We start from the raw sequence: 18,606 nt of genomic DNA, 5'->3' as shown, positions 1-18,606 counted from the left end.
GGCACCGGGATCAGCGACCGTACTCTTCGGCTGCCCGCTCTTCGGTTTCGCGGTACAAGGTCACACATTGATCGCCGAATTCGGCCCATTGCCGGTACTTTTCGCCGAAAGCAGGAGAGTCCGAAGTGCCGTTCCCGTCCATCACCTTGAAATACGCGTCTTTCACGTCAGGGTACTTACTCATGAACTGCGCGCCGAGCGGCCCCAGGTTCACTTTGCCGGGATTCTCGATCTGTCCGCGGATCCGTTGCCATGCTGTTTGGAGGTCTTCTCCCGCGGCTTGCAAGCGGGCCAGTCGCTTGCTGGTCTCGGTGGGATCCATTTCGAGACGGTCGTCGTCGGTCATCGCGGTTGTCCTCCTTCGACTTCCCGGTCGAGGGCGGTGAGCAGGGGGTCGAACCGCAGATCGGCCTGTTCCGGCGACGCATCCGCGGGAAGGTGGCGGGCGAGGATGGTGAAGGCCTGCCGATGAGCGTCTTCAGCCGCCTGCCGGATGGTTTCGGTGATGGCTCGGCTCAGCCTGGCCGAGTCGGGAGTGTGATAGATCCGCGGGTCCAGCTGTAGCTCGGTCAGCTCCCCGGAGCTGCCGACGGTCGCGCTGACCAGTCCGTCGTCGGATTCCGCCGTGGCACGGATCTCGGCCAAATGGCGCTGCGCGGTACGGACTTCCTCGGCCATCTGCTGATAGTCGGCATACATGTCGGCTGTCATGGCACCTCCTCGATCCGGTGCCATTCAGTGTGTAGTCGAGGTGAGCGCGAAACCGGCCGGTGGCCTGTTGCGGCCATCCGGACACGAACAGCCCGTCCCCGGCAGACCATGACCAGGTGAGACGACATCGAGTGCCAGCCGTCGTCGCCGCGCTGGCCTTGATCGCCGCGCAGGCCTTCACCGGCGCGACGGCGAACGCGGCCCCGCCTGCCGGCGCCTGCCAGAACCCCGACTCGGCGCGCGCCGAGGTGCCTGATCTGCCCTGGGCGCAACAGATGCTCGAGCCGCAGCGCGCTTGGTCGTACAGCCGGGGCGCGGGCGTGCTGGTCGCGGTGGTGGACTCCGGCGTCGACGCCGACCACCCACAGCTGCGCAGGCCGGGAAAAGTACTGGCAGGCCGGGATTTCTACCTGGCGGGTTCGTACCCAGGGAACTTCGACTGCGTCTCCCACGGCACCGGGGTGGCCAGCATCATCGCCGCCGACCAGATCAGTGGGGTCGGGTTCGCGGGGATCGCGCCGGACGCGCAGATCCTGCCGGTGCGGATCAGCGACCGGGACATGAGCGATCAGGGGCAGGCGCTGCAGATCGACCCGCAGGTGGTCGGCAACGGCATCCGGTACGCGGCCGACCAGGGCGCACGGGTGATCAACCTGTCGCTGGCCGGTCTCGATGACTTCGCCGCCATCCGCTCGGCCGTCGCGTATGCGGTGTCGAAGGACGTGGTCGTGGTCGCCGCCGCGGGGAACTCGCAACAGGACACGACCACGGAACTGTCGTCGTATCCCGCCGCCTACGACGGGGTGGTCGGGGTCGGTGCGGTGGACATCGACGGGGCGCGGATATCCGCCTCGCAGATCGGTCCTTATGTCGATCTCGTCGCGCCAGGCGACAAAGTGCTCGCGGCGACGCGAGTGGACGGTCACGCGTACGAAGACGGAACCAGCTTCGCCGCGCCGTTCGTCGCCGGTACCGCTGCCCTGGTGCGTGCCGCGTGGCCGCAACTCAGTGCGGCGCAAGTGATCCAGCGGCTCGAGGCGACCGCGAGCCCCGCCAGGGGCGGGGCGGACAGCCACGCTTACGGGGCCGGGATCGTCAACCCCTACCGTGCGGTGACGGATGGGCTCGATACCGCCAAGGCGGCGGCGTTGCCGGCGTATGTCCAGCAACCGCCGGACCAGGCGGCACTCGACGAAGCGGCCTGGGCGCACGGCGTCACGACTTTGACGACGTGGCTGACTGTTGCCGTGGTGGCCGCGATCGTGCTGGCCGTAGTGGCCGCGGTGGTCGTGCCGCGTGGCCGCCGACGCCAGTGGCGGCCCGGCCGTGCGGCCCCGGTACCTGTGGAGCCCGCCGGCGCCGAGCCGCCCGATCAGCTGTTCCTGCTTTGAGGAACGGGAGAATGGCGCCGATATCGAGGCGAATCGTCTTGGCTGCCGCCGGAGCCTTGGTGCTCGGTGGGTGCGAGCAGCGGTTCGAGGGCGCTCGGCTCACGGTGTCCACCGGCATCCGCGGCGCGGTCTACGACCAGCTGGGTACCGTGCTCGCCGCGGCGTGGGCGAAGAATCTCGACTTCACGGCCAACGTCCTGCCCAGCGCCGGATCGGGCCAGAACCTTGACCGGCTGCTGGGGGCCCAGGCCGACGTCGGGTTCTCGGCGGCGGATGCCGCGGCAGCGCGAGCCGCTACCACGGGCGGCGGGCATCTCCAGGCGCTGACCCGCATGCACGACGACTACGTGCAGGTGGTGGTGCCGGCGAGCTCTCCGGTCAAGAGGCTCGCCGAGCTCCGGGGGATGCGGGTTTCGGTGGGGCAGGCCGACTCCGGCGTCCGGCTGATCGCCGACCGGCTGCTGGCCGGCGTGGGCCTGTCGGGAGGCACCGATGTCGACCGGCGACCGCTGGCGATCGATGACGCGGCAGATGCCCTGTATCGGGGACAGATCGATGCGTTCTTCTGGTCCGGCGGGCTGCCCACCGCGCAGGTCACCGAGCTGGCGCGGCGGATCCCGATTCGCGTGGTCGACCTGTCGGACCTGCTTTCCCAGGTGTCCAAGCAGTATCAGGAATACGGTGCGGCGACTCTGCCCGGCTCGGCCTATCAGCTGGCGGATTCGGTGACGACCCTGCTCGTGCCCAATCTCCTGCTGGCCACCGACCGGATGTCGGATGCGGTGGCCAAAGCGCTCACCCAAGGCGTGTTCGACGCACAGCCGGCGCTGGCCGCGGCCAATCGGGCGGCCCGCTCGATCGACTCCCGTTCCGGGATCGAGACGTCCCCGGTGTCGCTGCATCCCGGTGCGCTGGCCTACTATCGCGCCGCCCACTACGTGAGTGGATGACTCGGCAGCTCGACGGAGATCCGCAGGCCGCCGCCGTCGGGGAGGTCCAGCCGGAGGGTGCCGCGTGACCGGTCGACGATGTTCCGCACGATCGCGAGGCCGAGGCCCGATCCGGACACGTTCTGTTTGCTGGGGCTGCGCCAGAACCGGTCCGTCGCTCTGTCCAATTCGGACTCGTTGAGGCCCGGCCCGTGGTCGCGCACGGCGATGCTCACCACCCTGCCCGCGTGGCGGGCGGCGACCTCCACCGTGGCACCCGGCCCCTGTCCGGCGCTGAACTTCACCGCGTTGTCCAACAGGGCGTCCAGTATTGCACCCACCGCGCGCGGAACGGCGTACACGGACAAGCCCTCGGCGACTTCCGAGCGGAGTTCGACGTCGCGCGCGGCCGCGACCGGCCGCCAGGCGTTCACCCGATCTTCGAGCGCCGCGGTGGCGTCGATCACGACCGAACCCGCGGCCGAGGCCTCCGTCCTGGCCAAGGTCAGGAGTCCGTCCAGTACGTCGTTGAGCCGCTGGGCCTCAGCGACGGCGGCAGCGTGGTCCCCGGCGGCTTCCGGCGCCACGTGATCGTCCAGATTGGACAACCGGAGGGACAGTGCGGTCAACGGATTGCGTAGCTGGTGCGAGGCGTCGGCGACGAAGGCGCGCTGGGCGGCGAGCACGTCACTCATGCCGGCCGCCATGTCGTCGAAGGAGCGCGCCAGCTTCCGCAGTTCCGGTGGGCCGGTGTTCGTGGCCGCCGGCTGGACCGCGGCCGCCTCGGTGACCGCCACGACCACTCGGCCCGCGGCCTCGTCGAGTCGGCGGATCGGCCGCAGAATCCATTGCACCAGCGGCAAAGCGAGCAGAATGGCGATGATGAGCGCGACGAGCCCGCCGCCGCCGATCACAGCCCACCGGACGAGCACGATTTCCCGGAGCGCACCGGTCGGCGAGACGGTGACCACCGCACCGCGCACCTCGCCGTCCACCATGACCGGTTCGGCCAGCACGAGCGGCCGGCTGTCCCAGGGGAGGAACAGGCCGGACGTCTGCGGTTGCCGGCCGGCCAACGCCTCGGTGACCGCGGACTGGACGCCGGGATCCGTCAGCTGAGGCCGGGAGGGCGCGGACGCCTGTGGCACGCCGTCCTGGTCCAGCACGATGGCGGCGACACCGTAGACCTGTTCGTAGCGCGCCAGCACTTTCCCGATGAGATCGTCGTGGCCGTCCAGCAGCGGACGCTGGGCCAACGAGGCCAGGCGCGAGGTCATCATGATGCGGTCGAGGAACATACTTTGCTCCTCGCTGTCCGACAGCGACAGCGCCAGCGGGATACCCATGCCCAGCAGTACCAGCACCACCAGGGAAAGCACGATCGGCAACAGTCGGGCGCGCACCTCGGACCTCTCAGCCGATCCGTGCGGGTCCGGGTGCGTGCAGCCGGTAGCCGACTCCGCGGACCGTCACGATCAGCCCGGGGCGGTCGAGTTTTGTGCGCAACGTCGCCACATGTACGTCGAGCGTCCGGTTCGCGCCGTTCCACGTCTCGCCCCAGACCTCAGCGATGATCCGGTCGCGGGGGCACACGTCGCCGTCCGCGGCGGCCATCACCGCGAGCACCTGGAACTCCTTGCGGGACAAGGAAACCGGCTCGCCTGCCACGCGCACCTCGTGGCGCGGGATGTCGATCTCGAGGTCGCCGACACGGATCCCGTCCGGCTCCGCCAGAACCGTGGTCCGCCGCCGCAGCACCGCGTGCACCCTGGCGAGCAGTTCGTCCACATTGAACGGTTTGACGAGGTAGTCGTCCGCCCCGGAACGCAGTCCGAGGATCCGGTCGTCCACCTGCCCCTTCGCCGACACCACGAGGATGGCGACGTCGCCGCTGTCCCTGATGGCCCGGCACAGGTCGAACCCGTTCATGTCGGGCAGGCCGAGGTCGAGCAGGACGACATCCGAACCGGGCGCATCGGCCAGGGCCTGGTGGCCGGTGGCCGCCCAGTCCACGACGACGCCGCGCCGGGCCAACGCCGAGCGGATGGCCGCCGCGACCCGGGCGTCGTCCTCTACCAGCAGCACACGCACCCGCGATCCTTCCGACGGCAGTGATGGTGCTAGTAGTTTCCTTCGTGTGCAGTACATCCGGCGCCGGCTGGCCTCAACCGGCCAGTGCGCGGATCTGGTTGACCGCCACCGTCAAAGCGGGCAGGTCCAAACGGCCGGAATCGCCGAATTCGCCGAGCGCGAGCCGTACCCTGGCCAGGCGCGAGCGATGCGTGTCCTCCCACACCGCGATCGTCCGCTCGACGTGCTGTTCGCCGTCGCCGGTGCGCAGTGCTTGGAGCGTGATCGCGCGCAGGGAGTCGTACAAGTCGTCGCGGAGCGCGAGCCTGGCAAGCGCGTGCCACCGGTCTCCGCGTTCCAGCGCGTTCACGGCCGCGAGCAACCGGTCCACGCCGAGATGCTCGGAAAGCGCGTAGTGCGCCTGCGCCGTGCGGTGTTCCGAGCCTTCGCCGACGACTCCGGCCACCTCGGCGACGTCCAGCAGCGGGTAGGTGTCGAGCAGGCAGGTGATCCGCCACGCCACGGCTTCCGGAACCTGGTCGTCCATGAGCCGCCGCACTTCCTGTTCGGCGGCGGCACGTTGCCGTTGCTGCAGCAGCTCCGGGACGTCGGGCGTGAGCCGTCGCACGACGGGGCGGAAACGCTCGATCTCGGCGTCGACGTTGCCCACCAGATCGGGCCGGTGCGCCAGCATCCACCGGGATGCGCGATCCAGCAGACGGCGGGTTTCCAGGAACAGCCCGTCGGTGACCCCGGCAGGCAGTTCACTGCCCGCGGTGTCGAGCCAATGCCACAGGGAATGCAGGTCGTACACCTCGGTAACCACGGTGAACGCGCGCACCGCGTCCGCTGTCGGCACCGACAGTTCTTCTGCCAGGCGGAAGGCATACGAAAGACCGCCGTTGTCGACCACTTCGTTGACCAGCAGCGTCGTTTCGATCTCCCGGCGCAGGGGGTGCCTGTCGATCGCGCTCCCGAACGGCTTCCGCAGTGGCTCCGGGAAGTAGTCCGCTGCCCGCTGGGCGAATGCCCGCTCATCGAGGAGATCCCCGGCCAGGATCTCTTTCTTGAGGCCGAGTTTGACGTGTGCCAGCAGTGTCGCCAGCTCCGGCGAGGTGAGGCCGTGGCCGTCACGCTCGAGCGTGGTCAGCTGCCGCCGGGCCGGCAGCGACTCCAGTTGCCGGTCCAGCCCGTGCCGACGCTCGAGATCCGCGATCAGCCTGCCGTGCACCGGAAGCATCGCCGCCGCGTGCGCCCGGCTGACGCCGAGCACTCTGTTCTGCCGCCGGTTGTTCGCCAGCACCAGGTCCGCGACCTCGTCGGTCAGCTCGGCCAGCCGTCCGTTGCGTTCCGCCGGCGACAGCGCCGCCTTGGCGACGAGCAGGTCCAGCATGATCTTGATGTTGACTTCGTGATCGGAGCAGTCGACACCGGCCGAGTTGTCCAGCGCGTCGGTGTTGACCTTGCCGCCCGCTCGCGCGAACTCGATCCTGCCCTGCTGGGTCAGGCCGAGGTTGCCGCCCTCGGCGACGACCCTGACCCGGAGATCGTCACCGTTGACCCGGACCGCATCGTTGGCCTTGTCCCGTACGTCGGCGTGGGTTTCCACGGCTGCCTTGACGTACGTGCCGATCCCGCCGCTCCACAGCAGATCCACCGGCGCGAGCAGGATCGCCTTGATGAGCTCGTTGGGGGACAGCAGGTCCACGGTGCGTGCGAGCCCCAGCGCGGCGCGCATCCGCTGGGTGACCGGGATGGCCTTCGCGTCGCGAGGCCATACCCCGCCTCCGGGTCTTATCAGGTCCGGGTCGTAGTCCGCCCACGACGAACGAGGCAGCTGGAAAAGCCGTTGCCGTTCGGCGAAAGAGACCCGGGGATCGGGGTCGGGGTCGACGAACACGTGCCGGTGGTCGAAGGCCGCGACGAGGCGGATGTGCCGCGACAGCAGCATTCCGTTGCCGAACACGTCGCCGGACATGTCGCCGACGCCGACGACGGAGAAGTCCTCCTGCCGCGGATTCAGGCCCAGCTCGTGGAAATGACGCTCGACACTGGTCCACGCGCCCCGTGCCGTGATGCCCATGGCCTTGTGGTCGTACCCGACGGAACCCCCGGAGGCGAACGCGTCACCCAGCCAGAACCGGCGAGCGAGTGCGACCTCGTTGGCGGCGTCGGAAAACGTGGCCGTGCCCTTGTCCGCGGCCACCACCAGGTAGGTGTCGTCCTCGTCGTGGCGGACCACTCGCGGTGCCGGCACGACCCTTCCGCCCACCAGGTTGTCGGTCACGTCCAGCAGCCCGCCGATGAACATCTGATAGCAGGTAAGGGCTTCGGCTGCGAGCGCATCCCTGTCCCCGGACGGCGGGCGCTTCAGCACGAACCCGCCCTTCGCGCCGACCGGGACGATCACCGCGTTCTTCGCGGCCTGCGCCTTGACCAGACCCAGTATCTCGGTGCGGTAGTCCTCGCGGCGGTCCGACCAGCGCAAGCCGCCGCGGCCGACGGGACCGTAACGCAGGTGTACGCCCTCGACGCGGGGCGAGTACACGAAGGTTTCGCGGTTCGGCCGTGGGGCGGGAAGCCCCGGAACGGCACTCGGATCCAGTTTCAGCACCAGGACCCGGTCCGCGCTGCCGCCATTGGTTTCGCCGGCGAAGCAGTGGTAGTTGGTGCGGACGGTGGCCTGGATCAGATCCAGCCAGCCGCGCAGGATCCGGTCCTCGTCGAGGCTCGCGACCTCGTCCACCAGCCGTTCGATTTCGGCCCTGATCCCGTTCGCCTTGCCGGCCCGGTCCGGCTCGGCCAGGTCGAGGTCGAACCGGGTCTCGAACAGGCGGACCAGCGCGACGGCCGTTTCCGGATGTGCCAGCAGCGTTTCCCGGAGGTAGCTCTGGCTGTAGGTCGTACCGGTCTGGCGCAGGTATTTGGCGTAGGCGCGCAGGAGCGCCGCCTGCTGCCAGTTGATGCCGGCGCGAAGCACGAGACCGTTGAACCGGTCAGATTCGGCGTCACCGCGCCAAACCGCGGCGAACGCGTCCTCGAACCGGCCGCGGGTGGCCGGGTCGGTCCAGTCTCCGTCGCCTTCGAGAGCGAGCCCGAAGTCATAGATCCAGTGCCGGACGCCGTCCCAGGTGATCTCGTACGGCCGCTCGTCGACGACCTGGACACCGATTTGCTGCAACACCGGCAGGACAGCGGACAGTGTGATCCGCCGTCCGGAAAGGTAGAGCTTGAACCGGGCCTCACCGGCGCCGGCGTCGGACGGCAGGTAGACCGACGGTGCGGGATCCCCGCCGCTGGAAAGGGTCTGCAGCCTGCGTAGGTCGTGCAGTGCCGTCTCGGCGTCGAAATCCTCTTTGTAGGCCTGGGAAAACGCGCTCGCACAACGCCGGCCCGCTTCGGCGGTGATCTCCGGTTTCTTCCGCTCGGCGACGGCTGCCTCGACGAACCGGTCGTCCCAGCTGCGGACGGTCGCGGACAGCCGATCGTGCAGCACGCCGAGGTCCGGTTCCACCGCCACACCGGGGAGGGTGTGCACGATGAACTGCACCGTCGCCAGCGCCGCGTCCGTGGCCCGCAGGTGATGATCCACGGACTGTCCCCGCAGCTCCGCCAGCAGGATTTCCTCCATCGCCAGTCGCGATGCGGTCGTGTACCGGTCCCTGGCCACGTGCAGCACGCACGAGAAGAACCGTTGGTGCGGATCACGCCGCAGGAACAGCTGAAGCCGGGGGCGCTCGGCGGAGGCGAGTACGCCGGTGACACTGCGAATGAGGAACTCCCAGTCCGCGGAGAAGAGCTCGGTGAGCGGGAAGTCCTGCAGGACGTTCAGCATCTGCCGGCCGGAATGCGATCGCAGTGGAACGCCGGCCTGGTGGATGGCCCGCCGGACCCTGGTCGCGAGCACGGGGATGGCCGACACGTCGGCATGCTGGGCGGACCCGGTGAACGCGCCAATGAACCGGTGCTCGCCGGTGACCTCGCCGCCCGGCGAGAACGTCCGGACACCGACGTAGAACGGCGAGTCCGGACCGTGCACAGTGGACCTTCCGCTGGCGGGACTCAGCTCCAGCGGGTCCGGCGCCGAGCCCGGCGCGACGGTGTCCAGCCCGGCGATGAGGGAACTGTCCCCGCGCAGCAGGCCGAGCCCCGGATCCCGGCCTCCGCCGGCAGCGCTGATCTCGTCAAACCGGTAGCCGAGGAACAGGAAATTCCCTTCCGCCAGCCAGCGCAGCAGCGCCGCGGTTTCGGGATCCGGTACCGCCGCGGCCACCGCCAGCGCGACCTCCCGCAGTTGGCTGCCCGCCGCGGCGACCTCGCGGACGTCATCCAGTACCGCGTGCAGCCGCGACCCCATCTCGTCGGCCCTGGTGGCGTCTGTGATCCGGTCGAACTCGACGCTGATCCAGGACTCGACGATCGCGTCGGCAGGCGCGTGCTCGGGATCGGCGCCGTCGAGAAGGCCGGTCAGCACGCCCTCGTCGTCGCGCTTCACCACGACGATCGGGTGCAGGACCCGCCGCGCCTGGAAACCGCTGTGCGCCAGCTCTTCCAGTACGGAATCCACGAGGCACGGCATGTCGTCGGTGACCACCTGGACCACCGTCACGGCAGTGGCGCGGCCGTGCCGGGACATCGTCCTGTCGAACACCCGGAGCACGCACTGACCCGAGGGCCGGAGTTCGGCAAGGGCGCGGTGCGCCCGTGCCAGCTCGGCCAGTTCGGTCTCGTCGGCTGCCACCAGATCGTCCGCCGCCATCGCTTGGCGGTAAAGCCCGGCCAGAGCATCCTCGGAGCTGTCCGCTGTGGATGGTTGCCGTGTCAGGGTCATGATCGCCTCGATCTCGTGGGCCGGTTTCGACACGAATGTGCCAGGCCGCGCGCGGAGCTCGCCAGAGCTGTTGAGGATGGCTTGAGGTTTCGAGGTCGAATGCACCGCGAAACCTCAAGCCTGTCCCAAGAACCATTGCCGCCGGCTAACGCGCCGCAGCACCATGTGGTCTTCACGGCGCATCGGTCGTCTGCGTCCTCCTTCCCGGTAAGGACGAAAAATCCCTCGAGCAGCAGAGGAAACCGCATGTCCCAGCTTTCCAGTCCGGTCGACGAGACCGGGCCCCACCACGAATCGCGCTTCGCGCACGAGGAATCCGGCTATCACAAAGGATTGAAGAACCGCCAGGTACAGATGATCGCGATCGGTGGCGCGATCGGTACCGGGCTCTTCCTGGGGGCGGGCGCCCGCCTGCACTCCTCCGGGCCGGCACTGGCCGTCGTCTACGCGGTGGCCGGAGTTTTCGGTTTCATCGTCGTGCGTGCCATGGGTGAACTCGTGATGTACCGCCCGACGTCGGGCTCGTTCGTCTCCTACTCGCGCGAATTCCTCGGCGAGAAGGCGGCCTATTTCGCCGGCTGGATGTACTTCCTCAACTGGGCCACCAGCGGTATCGCCGACGTGACCGCGGTCGCCAAGTACACCCAGTTCTTCTGGCCGGGCCTGGCGCAGTGGATACCGGCACTGATCGCACTGGCCGTCATCCTCGTGGTGAACATGGTCTCGGTGAAGCTGTTCGGCGAGCTGGAGTTCTGGTTCGCCGCGATCAAGGTGCTCGCGCTGGTCGCGTTCATGATCATCGGGATCGCCGTGTTGTTGCTGCGGCATCAGGTCGGCGGAGTGTCCACCGGCCCTGGCCTGATCTTCTCCAGCGGCGGCATCTTCCCCGCCGGTGTGCTGCCGGCGCTGCTGATCCTGCAGGGTGTCGTGTTCGCGTATGCGGGTATCGAGATGATCGGCGTCACCGCCGGTGAGACCAGCAACCCGCGCAAGGTGATCCCCAAGGCCGTGAACTCCGTGGTCTGGCGGATCGTGGTCTTCTACATCGGATCCGTGGTGCTGCTCGTCATGCTGCTGCCGTGGACTTCGTACCGTAGCGGCGAAAGTCCCTTCGTCACGGTGCTGTCCAAGCTCGGGGTGCCCGGTGCCGGCGGGATCACGGACCTGATCGTGCTGACCGCCGCGCTCTCCAGCGTGAACTCCGGTCTTTACTCCACCGGCCGGATCCTGCGCTCCATGTCGCTGGCCGGCTCCGCACCGAAGTTCACCGCACGGATGAGCAGGAGCGGCGTGCCCTACGGCGGCGTTCTGCTCACGGCCGTCATCTACGCACTCGGGGTCGTGCTCAACCTGGTGATGCCCTCCGAGGCGTTCGAGATCGCCCTGGAGTTCTCGGCGGTCGGCATCATCGGCATGTGGTCCATGATCGTGATCTGCAACCTCGCGTTGCAGCGCAAGGCGAAACGCGGTCTGGTCCAGCGGCCGTCGTACCGGCTTCCCGGCGCTCCGTACACGAACTACGCGACGCTGGCGTTCCTCGTGATCGTGCTCGGCCTGAGCTACTTGAACGGTGAGACGGGCCGGATCCTGATCTACGGTCTGCCGGGCATCGCCGCGCTACTCGTGGGTGGCTGGTACCTCGTGCGCCGACGGGTGGCCCGGATCGCGCAGGAGCGGGAGCAGGCGGGCACGCTCATGGACGGCGTCTGATGAGCGCGCGCCTGTGGATCCCCGCTCCGGCCAAACCGCAGCGACGGTGGCACATTCCTCAGCGGTGGGAAAGGGCCATTTCACGGCCATTCCGCCGCGGCGACTGAGCATCGGCGCCTTCGAGCAATGACGAATACTTTGGCGGGGCCGGTCGCACCGGCCCCGCCAAAGGTGTTTCCGGCTCACCGAGTGAGCTCGGCGCAGACCGCGAGGAACAGGCCCAGGCTCACGATCTCGTTCGCCCGGATGCCACGCAGCGCGCGGCGATGCCTGCAGTTAGGACGGAGAAAACGCACTCGGCCGTTGCGGGCCCGGACGCGGCCGATGTCCTGCCAGCGCGCCGCGCCATGGATGCCATCCCGGTCGATCCGGATCGCGCCGAAGTCGGAGGTCTCGCCGTCGTGGAGCTGAGCGAGGACGATCGGGAGTTGCGCCTCGGCGATGTTCTGCTGGATGCGCGGCCCCCAGACTTCGTCGAACGCGAACGGCGCGCAGCGCTCCAGGTGCCGGATACCGAGCTGTTCCCGGCGATGTCGTGAGATGCGACTGCTGCCGATACTCACGCCGCGTCCACTGTCGTCGAACACGGTGTATCTCGGTTCTCGCGCGTGCTGCAGCACCTTCGCGGTATCCCAGCCGAAGGCCGCCTGGAAGTCGTGCGGGCCCGTGACGACGAGACCACGCCGGTAGAACTGGAGTTCCGCGCCGGTCCACTTTGGACGGAGCCGCCGGTTCCTCGGCAGGTAGGTCGATCCGATCCAGCGGCCGAGCTCGCGCTCCGCGGCCAGCATGGCGGCCGAGCCGGCAGGTTCCGGCATGGGCATGGAAATCCTCACAGGTTCCGGACGCGAAAGACGCCCGGCGCGGTTGCGGCGCCGGGCGTTGGTCATTCGCTTTTCAGATGTTTTGGATCAGGCTGGAAATCTGGTGCGAGACCTGGCCCACCATGTCGGCGTTGTTGACGTGGGCGTTTCCGATGTTGTCGCTCACCGTGGCCGTGTCGTTCGTCCCGTTCCCGACCTGGGTCACACGGGCGTGCGCTTCGTGGAAATGATCGTCGCCCCATTCGGGGCCCATGTTCTTGAAGGCGCTCAGCTGGTCCTCGACCTGGCCGCGCATGTTGTTGCCCGCGTTGTGATGATCGTCGGCCAGATTCAAGAGCCCACTGCCGATGAGTTTCACCTGCTCGCTGTACACGGCGTTCTCCTCAGAGGTTGATGGCGCGGTCGATGGTGCTGCTGCCCTGCTGGTCGGCGCTGCTGTAGGTCCTGGCGGCCTGGGTGAAGTCGTCCGGCACCGGCTGCATCTTCGTGTTGTAGTGCTGCTGGAAACTGTCGTACGAGTTCTGACCGACATTGTTCGCGGCCTGCAGAGCACGCCCGCCCATCGCGCTCGGGTTCATCGAGCTGCTGGTCTGGAACAGCTTCGTCCTGACCTGGTTCGTCTGCTCGTTGCCGTCGGCGTATTTGTTGATGGTGTTCTGGAACGCCGCCACGTCCACATCAAGTGAATCTTGCGCCATTTTCCCTCCCTTTCACGGTTCGGTTGTGCGATTCGACAGTAGGTCCGTGGGGCCCCGCCGCGGGCCCGGCGGCACGTTCCTGCCATCACCCCCGGGAACGGCCGCCGATCGCGAACCATCAGGGGCATGGCGACTGTCGTGGTGAAGAGGCCGGCGCGCAAACCCGCGCCGGAGATGCCCGCGGGCGAGTTGATCCTGCAGCCACCGCCGGAGATCCCGGCGCCACCGGGGCGGCAGTGGGCGCAGGTCTTCATGGTGCTGCCCATGGTGGCGATGATGGGCGCGATGCTGATGATGTACTCGGGCTCGCTCGGGGGCACCATCCGCTACGCCATCTACGGCCTCATGGGCGTGGGCATGCTCGGCATGGTTATCACGGGTTTTCTGCAGGGGGGTGGCCCCAGTAAACGGGAGATGGGCAACGCGCGCCGCAAGTACCTGCGCCACCTCGCCCAGCACCGGCTGCGCCTGCGCCGGGCGGTGAACCGGCAGCGCACGGCGATGGAGTACCTGCATCCGGACCCGGCAACGCTGTGGTCGCTGGCCGCCAGCTACCGGCTGTGGGAGCGGCGCAAGGACGACGAGGACTTCGGCGTGGCCCGCATCGGCCGCGGCGCGCAGAGTCCGGCGCTCACGCTGGTCGCCCCGGACACCAAGCCACTGGAGGAGCTGGAACCGCTCTCCGCCCTGGCGCTGCGCCGGTTCATCACCACGAACTCCGCGGTGGCGGAAATGCCGATCGCGATCGCGGTCAACGGGTTCAGCCGGATCCACCTGCAGGGCGATCGTCAGCAGGCGCTGGGCATGCTGCGCGCGATGATCGCGCAGCTGGCCACGCTCCAGTCGCCGGACGACCTGCGCGTCGGCGTGTGCGTGGCCGACGACCGCCGCCGCGACTGGGAATGGATCAAGTGGCTGCCGCACGCGCTTCACCCGGAACGCACTGACGCGCTCGGCCCGCTGCGCCTGGTCGCGCAGTCGATTCCGGCGCTGGAGTCGATGCTGGAGGAGGAACTGACCAAGCGGCCGAGGTTCGATCCCGAGGTGGAGGTCCGGATTCCCGGCCCGCATCTGGTCATCGTGGTCGACGGTGGTTCCGTCGCGGGTTCGGACCATCTGATGACCGGCGGTGGCGTCGAGGGCGTGACGATCGTGGATCTTACCGGCCAGCCGCCGCGGACGCTCGACCGCACCACGGTGGTACTGACCGTCGATGCCGAGGGTGCCGTCGTGAGCGACACCTTCGACGGCGAAGCCCCGCTCGGGAAGGCCGACCAGTTCGGAGCCGTTGCCGCTGAAGGACTCGCCCGGCAGCTGGCGCCGCTGCGGCTGACGGCCGGCATGCGCGGGGATGCGCCGATGAGCTCCGAACTCGGCCTTGCCGAGCTCCTCGAGCTCGGGGACCCGTACGAGTTCGACCCCGCCGACACCTGGCAACCGAGGCCGAACCGCGACCGGCTGCGGGTCAAGTTCGGGATCCAGGCCGACGGGGTCCCGATCGAGCTCGATCTCAAAGAGTCCGCTTTGGACGGTATGGGCCCGCACGGGCTGCTGATCGGGGCGACCGGTTCCGGCAAGTCGGAACTGTTGCGGACGCTCGTGCTCGCGCTGGCGGTGACGCATCCGCCGAACTCGCTGAACTTCGCGCTGGTGGACTTCAAGGGTGGCGCGACCTTCACCCGTCTCGACAAGCTGCCCCACACCAGCGCGGTGATCACCAACCTGGCCGAGGAACTGCATCTCGTCGACCGGATGACCGACGCGATCAACGGCGAGCTGATCCGCCGCCAGGAACTTCTCCGGGCCGCCGGGAACTTCTCCTCGCTCCGGGACTACGAAAAGGCGCGCGCCGCGGGCGCACCGCTGCCGGAGGTGCCGACCCTGCTGGTGATCTGCGACGAGTTCTCCGAGCTGCTTTCGGCCAAGCCCGACTTCATCGACATGTTCGTCCAAATCGGACGGTTGGGTCGCTCGCTCGGGGTGCACCTGCTGCTGGCTTCACAGCGGCTCGACGAGGGCAGGCTCCGCGGCCTGGAAGGACACCTGTCGTTCCGGGTCGGGCTGCGCACGTTCTCGGAGATGGAAAGCCGCACGGTGCTGAGCGTGCCGGACGCGTTCCGGCTGCCGCGCGCGCCAGGCCACGGGTTCCTCAAGGTCGGCACCGAGCCGATGGACCGGTTCCGGTCCGCTTACGTTTCCGGTGTCCACCAACGGAACACCGGCGTGGGAACGCCCCAGGCCGCCACGTCCGAACTGGTGCTGCACGAGTACACGACCGCCTATCACGCCCCGGACATCGACCCCGGCGACGAGCACGACAAACCGGAGCAGAGCGAGGACACCGCGGTCGGCGAGACCCTGCTGGACATCCTCGTCGACCGGCTGGAGGGCCAAGGCGCACCGGCGCATCAGGTGTGGCTGCCGCCATTGTCGGACTCGCCCTCGCTGGACCAGTTGCTGCCCGCGCTCGGTATCCATGTGCAGCGTGGCCTGACCACGACCGCGGCCGCGATGACCGGCTCGCTCCGGCCGGTGCTCGGCCTCGTGGACCGCCCGTTGGAGCAGCGCCGGGACCCGCTGGCGCTCGATCTCTCGGGAGCGGCCGGGCACGTGCTGATCCTCGGTGCGCCGCAGACGGGCAAGAGCACCGCAGTGCGTACGTTGATCACCAGCCTCGCGCTCACGCACACCCCGTGCGAAGTCCAGTTCTACTGCCTGGATTTCGGTGGCGGCACCCTGGCTTCGATCGCCGGGCTTCCGCATGTCGGCGGGGTTTCCGGGCGGCTCGACACCGGTGGCGTTCGACGGACGGTTTCCGAGGTCGCCCTGCTGCTGGCCCAGCGCGAGCGGCTGTTCGCCGAGCACAAGATCGACGGCATCGCCACCTATCGCAAGCTGCGTGCGGAGGGGAAGTTCGCCGACCAGCCGTACGGCGACGTGTTCCTGGTGATCGACGGCTGGCAGACGCTGCGCAACGACTTCCCCGAGCTCGAAGAGATCATCGGTGACATCACCGCGCGTGGCTTGTCCTACGGCGTGCATGTCGTGGCTGCCGCCACCCGTTCTTTCGACCTGAGGATGAACACGCGGGATCTGTTCGCCAGCAGGCTGGAGCTGAAGATCGGTGATCCGATCGACTCGATCATCGACCGGCGTGCGGCGATGGGCGTACCCGCCGACGCGCCCGGCCGGGGGCTTTCGATGAGTGGTCACCAGATGCTGGTCGCCCTGCCGCGTATCGACGGGAGCAGTGAGAGCGCCGACCTCGCGGCGGGGATCGGCGCGCTGACACAGGCGATCACGTCGGCCTGGCCGGGGGAAAGCGCGCCACCGGTGCGGCTGCTGCCCGGCAGTCTCGCCGCCGAGGATCTCCCTGCCACCGACGAGTTGTCCGGCGCGGACGCGGGCTTCGCGGTCGGCTTGCGGGAGCGTGATCTGGCCCCGATGCGCCTGAACTTCGCGGCCGACCCGCATTTCTTCCTGCTCGCCGACACCGAGAGCGGCAAGACGGCGTTCCTGCGGTTGCTGGCACAACGGATCTCCCGGGCGTATACGCCGGAGCAGGCGAGGATCGTGCTCGTCGACCACCGGCGCGGGTTGCTCGGCCAGATCAGCGAGGAGCACTTGCTGAGCACCGGTACCAACGACACGCACACGGCCGACGTGATCGGCGAAGTAACCGCGGCGCTGTCGAAACGGCTGCCCGGCCAGGACATCACCCCGGAACAACTGCGCGCACGGAACTGGTGGCGCGGACCGGAGATCTTCGTACTCGTCGACGACTACGACATGGTCGCCACCCACAAGGAACATCCGCTGATGCCGCTGGTCCCGTTGGCGGCGCAGGGTTCCGACATCGGGTTGCACGTGGTGCTGGCGCGGCGCTCCGGTGGCGCGGGCCGTGGCCTGTTCGAACCACTGCTTTCGCGGCTGCGCGAGGTCGGCACGCCCGGCCTGATGATGTCCGGCGATCGCGACGAAGGCCCGCTGCTGGGTGGAATGCGGCCGCAGGTGCTGCCGCCCGGTCGCGGCTGGCTGGTGGATCGCCGGGGCCAGAAGGATCTCGTGCAGCTGGCATGGCTGCCACCGGTGGAATGACGAAGGGAAACAGGGATGGGCAACCCCAACGATCCTGCGCTGGACGGCATTCCGGACAACATGCGGAACGCGGCGAAGAACTTCGACGTGATGAACCTGTCCGGCGATGTCGCCTGGCAGGCGACCGACGTTCCCGCCGGGATGTCCCAAGACCAGCTCCAGATGGACGAAGGCGCGGCGTTTTCCAAGACGAACCACAACCGGGCTCAAGCCATGCAACGCTTCCTCACCGAGGTGCGGCAGGGGATCGCCGGTCGTGTCTCGACCCTGCTCCAGTGCGCCGACATCTATTCCGACGCCGGGCAGATGTCGGCGGACCGGTTCACCGCGGTGGCGAACCAGCCCAGTGACTCGAATCTGCCCGGTCTGCTCTCGGAGTTCACGGCCCGGGCCGAGGGGGCCAAGTGACGAGCGACTACGGCAGCCTCACCTTCGAGCAGCAGATGGACGTGATCAGAGCTGAGGTGAATTTCCGGAAGCCGCAGATCCAAGCGGCACAGGCCATGTGGCAGGACAGCAAGCGCCAGCTGGACATGCAGACAGCCAAGTTCAACGACAAATTGCCGGTTGTGGCGAGTGCGTGGGGCCCGAAAGATCCGAACAGTACCTCCTTCGACAATCTCCTTTTGGACGACATGAAGGTGATGACGAGCTGGACCGACTCGATACAGAACAACCAGGTCGGAAACCAGCTCGCCACACTGTCCGAATCCATCGATTTCACGATGTCGACGATGGCCACGATGGCGACGAAACACGAGGTCGGCGCGAAGACCGCCCAACAGTCGGGGAAGCCGTTCGACGATCACGATTACCGGCAGTTCGGCGCCTACCTGCTCAACCAGCTGGGTACGGAGTACAAGAAAGTCGCCGCGGGTCTCGATCGCGTGCAGGGGTCCGAATGGACCGGCAGGCGTGTCGCCACCTCGGACTCGACAGGTCCCGGGAACACCAACAACCCTGACGGTACTGCGGGTTCGAACACGAGCAGCGGTCCGGGCACCGACACGCCCGGGGCCACCGACACTCCGGGCGAACAGCAGACGCCCGACAATAAAACCCCGGCAGAGCAACAGAATCCACTCGGCGACACGGCCAACGCGATGGACGCGGCGAGCCAGGCGGCGCAGTCGCTCGGCGGGTTGCTCGACGGAAGCGGCGCCTCGGACGCAGCGAGCTCCATCGGTGATTACAACCCGAGTGATCTGGCCTCCATGACACCCGAGGACTACGCCAAGTACCTCGACCAGCTGGGCTCCACGTCGGCAGGCGGGCCGACGCTCGCCGGGCTCGACACCAGCGGCGTCGGTGGCTTGGGCGGTGGCGGGGTGGGCAGCCTGGGTG

The 18,606-nt window shown here is 68.2% G+C and carries 14 protein-coding genes; 6 read left to right on the top strand and 8 right to left on the bottom strand.

Annotated elements, in window-relative coordinates:
* Window positions 1-10: 10 nt before the first annotated feature.
* Window positions 11-346 carry a hypothetical protein gene (locus tag FPZ12_RS14315; RefSeq protein ID WP_144757680.1) on the bottom strand — a complete coding sequence of 112 codons (336 nt, stop codon included), beginning with the start codon at window positions 344-346 and terminating at the stop codon, window positions 11-13.
* Window positions 343-711: a YbaB/EbfC family nucleoid-associated protein gene (locus FPZ12_RS14310; RefSeq protein WP_243769836.1), complete on the bottom strand. Its 369-nt coding sequence runs from the start codon at window positions 709-711 to the stop codon at window positions 343-345. Before FPZ12_RS14310 ends, FPZ12_RS14315 begins: the two co-directional genes overlap by 4 nt.
* Before the next feature lie 116 nt (window positions 712-827).
* Here FPZ12_RS14310 and mycP point away from each other — a divergent pair, with 116 nt between their 5' ends.
* Window positions 828-2,102 carry a type VII secretion-associated serine protease mycosin gene (mycP, locus tag FPZ12_RS14305; protein ID WP_243769835.1) on the top strand — a complete coding sequence of 425 codons (1,275 nt, stop codon included), beginning with the start codon at window positions 828-830 and terminating at the stop codon, window positions 2,100-2,102.
* Between the two features lie 11 nt (window positions 2,103-2,113).
* Entirely contained in the window at window positions 2,114-3,052 is a 939-nt protein-coding gene (locus tag FPZ12_RS14300) for a TAXI family TRAP transporter solute-binding subunit (RefSeq protein WP_144757679.1), read from the top strand.
* Here the strand turns inward: FPZ12_RS14300 and FPZ12_RS14295 are convergent.
* The 3 genes from FPZ12_RS14295 to FPZ12_RS14285 form a co-directional block, all read right to left on the bottom strand.
* The gene (locus FPZ12_RS14295) at window positions 3,037-4,434 is read right to left on the bottom strand and encodes a sensor histidine kinase (protein WP_144757678.1); all 1,398 of its coding nucleotides are present in this window, start codon (window positions 4,432-4,434) and stop codon (window positions 3,037-3,039) included. The genes FPZ12_RS14300 and FPZ12_RS14295 overlap by 16 nt on opposite strands.
* Window positions 4,435-4,444: 10 nt before the next feature.
* On the bottom strand, window positions 4,445-5,122 hold the full coding sequence (locus FPZ12_RS14290) for a response regulator transcription factor (protein WP_144757677.1): 678 nt from the start codon (window positions 5,120-5,122) through the stop codon (window positions 4,445-4,447).
* 73 nt (window positions 5,123-5,195) lie between these two features.
* Window positions 5,196-9,932, bottom strand: coding sequence for an NAD-glutamate dehydrogenase (locus FPZ12_RS14285; RefSeq protein ID WP_144757676.1), 4,737 nt, complete (start codon window positions 9,930-9,932; stop codon window positions 5,196-5,198).
* Between the two features lie 354 nt (window positions 9,933-10,286).
* Here FPZ12_RS14285 and FPZ12_RS14280 point away from each other — a divergent pair, with 354 nt between their 5' ends.
* Window positions 10,287-11,642, top strand: a complete 1,356-nt coding sequence (locus tag FPZ12_RS14280) for an amino acid permease (protein WP_243769848.1) — start codon at window positions 10,287-10,289, stop codon at window positions 11,640-11,642.
* Window positions 11,643-11,824: 182 nt separating this feature from the next.
* Here the strand turns inward: FPZ12_RS14280 and FPZ12_RS14275 are convergent, their stop codons facing one another.
* From FPZ12_RS14275 to FPZ12_RS14265, 3 genes are read right to left on the bottom strand one after another with little or no spacing between them, the layout of a single operon-like run.
* Window positions 11,825-12,532 (bottom strand): hypothetical protein, encoded by a 708-nt coding sequence (locus FPZ12_RS14275; RefSeq protein WP_144757674.1) that lies wholly within the window; start codon window positions 12,530-12,532, stop codon window positions 11,825-11,827.
* Window positions 12,533-12,539: 7 nt separating this feature from the next.
* Window positions 12,540-12,839, bottom strand: coding sequence for a hypothetical protein (locus FPZ12_RS14270; RefSeq protein WP_144757673.1), 300 nt, complete (start codon window positions 12,837-12,839; stop codon window positions 12,540-12,542).
* A gap of 10 nt (window positions 12,840-12,849) precedes the next feature.
* The gene (locus FPZ12_RS14265) at window positions 12,850-13,164 is read right to left on the bottom strand and encodes a hypothetical protein (RefSeq protein WP_144757672.1); all 315 of its coding nucleotides are present in this window, start codon (window positions 13,162-13,164) and stop codon (window positions 12,850-12,852) included.
* A gap of 126 nt (window positions 13,165-13,290) precedes the next feature.
* Between FPZ12_RS14265 and eccCa the strand changes: the two genes are divergently transcribed.
* From eccCa to FPZ12_RS14250, 3 genes are all read left to right on the top strand, one after another.
* Complete coding sequence (gene eccCa, locus FPZ12_RS14260; protein WP_144757671.1) at window positions 13,291-17,262, top strand: type VII secretion protein EccCa; 3,972 nt, start codon at window positions 13,291-13,293, stop codon at window positions 17,260-17,262.
* A 15-nt stretch (window positions 17,263-17,277) separates the two neighbouring features.
* Window positions 17,278-17,670, top strand: a complete 393-nt coding sequence (locus FPZ12_RS14255) for a hypothetical protein (RefSeq protein WP_144757670.1) — start codon at window positions 17,278-17,280, stop codon at window positions 17,668-17,670.
* On the top strand, window positions 17,667-18,606 hold a 940-nt coding region (locus FPZ12_RS14250; RefSeq protein ID WP_424923605.1), incomplete at its 3' end, for a hypothetical protein. The genes FPZ12_RS14255 and FPZ12_RS14250, both read left to right, overlap by 4 nt.

The organism is Amycolatopsis acidicola (assembly GCF_007713735.2).
Classification (GTDB): domain Bacteria; phylum Actinomycetota; class Actinomycetes; order Mycobacteriales; family Pseudonocardiaceae; genus Amycolatopsis_E; species Amycolatopsis_E acidicola.
Note: the sequence above shows the minus strand (reverse complement) of the source record. Positions and strands in the feature narration are given on the sequence as shown.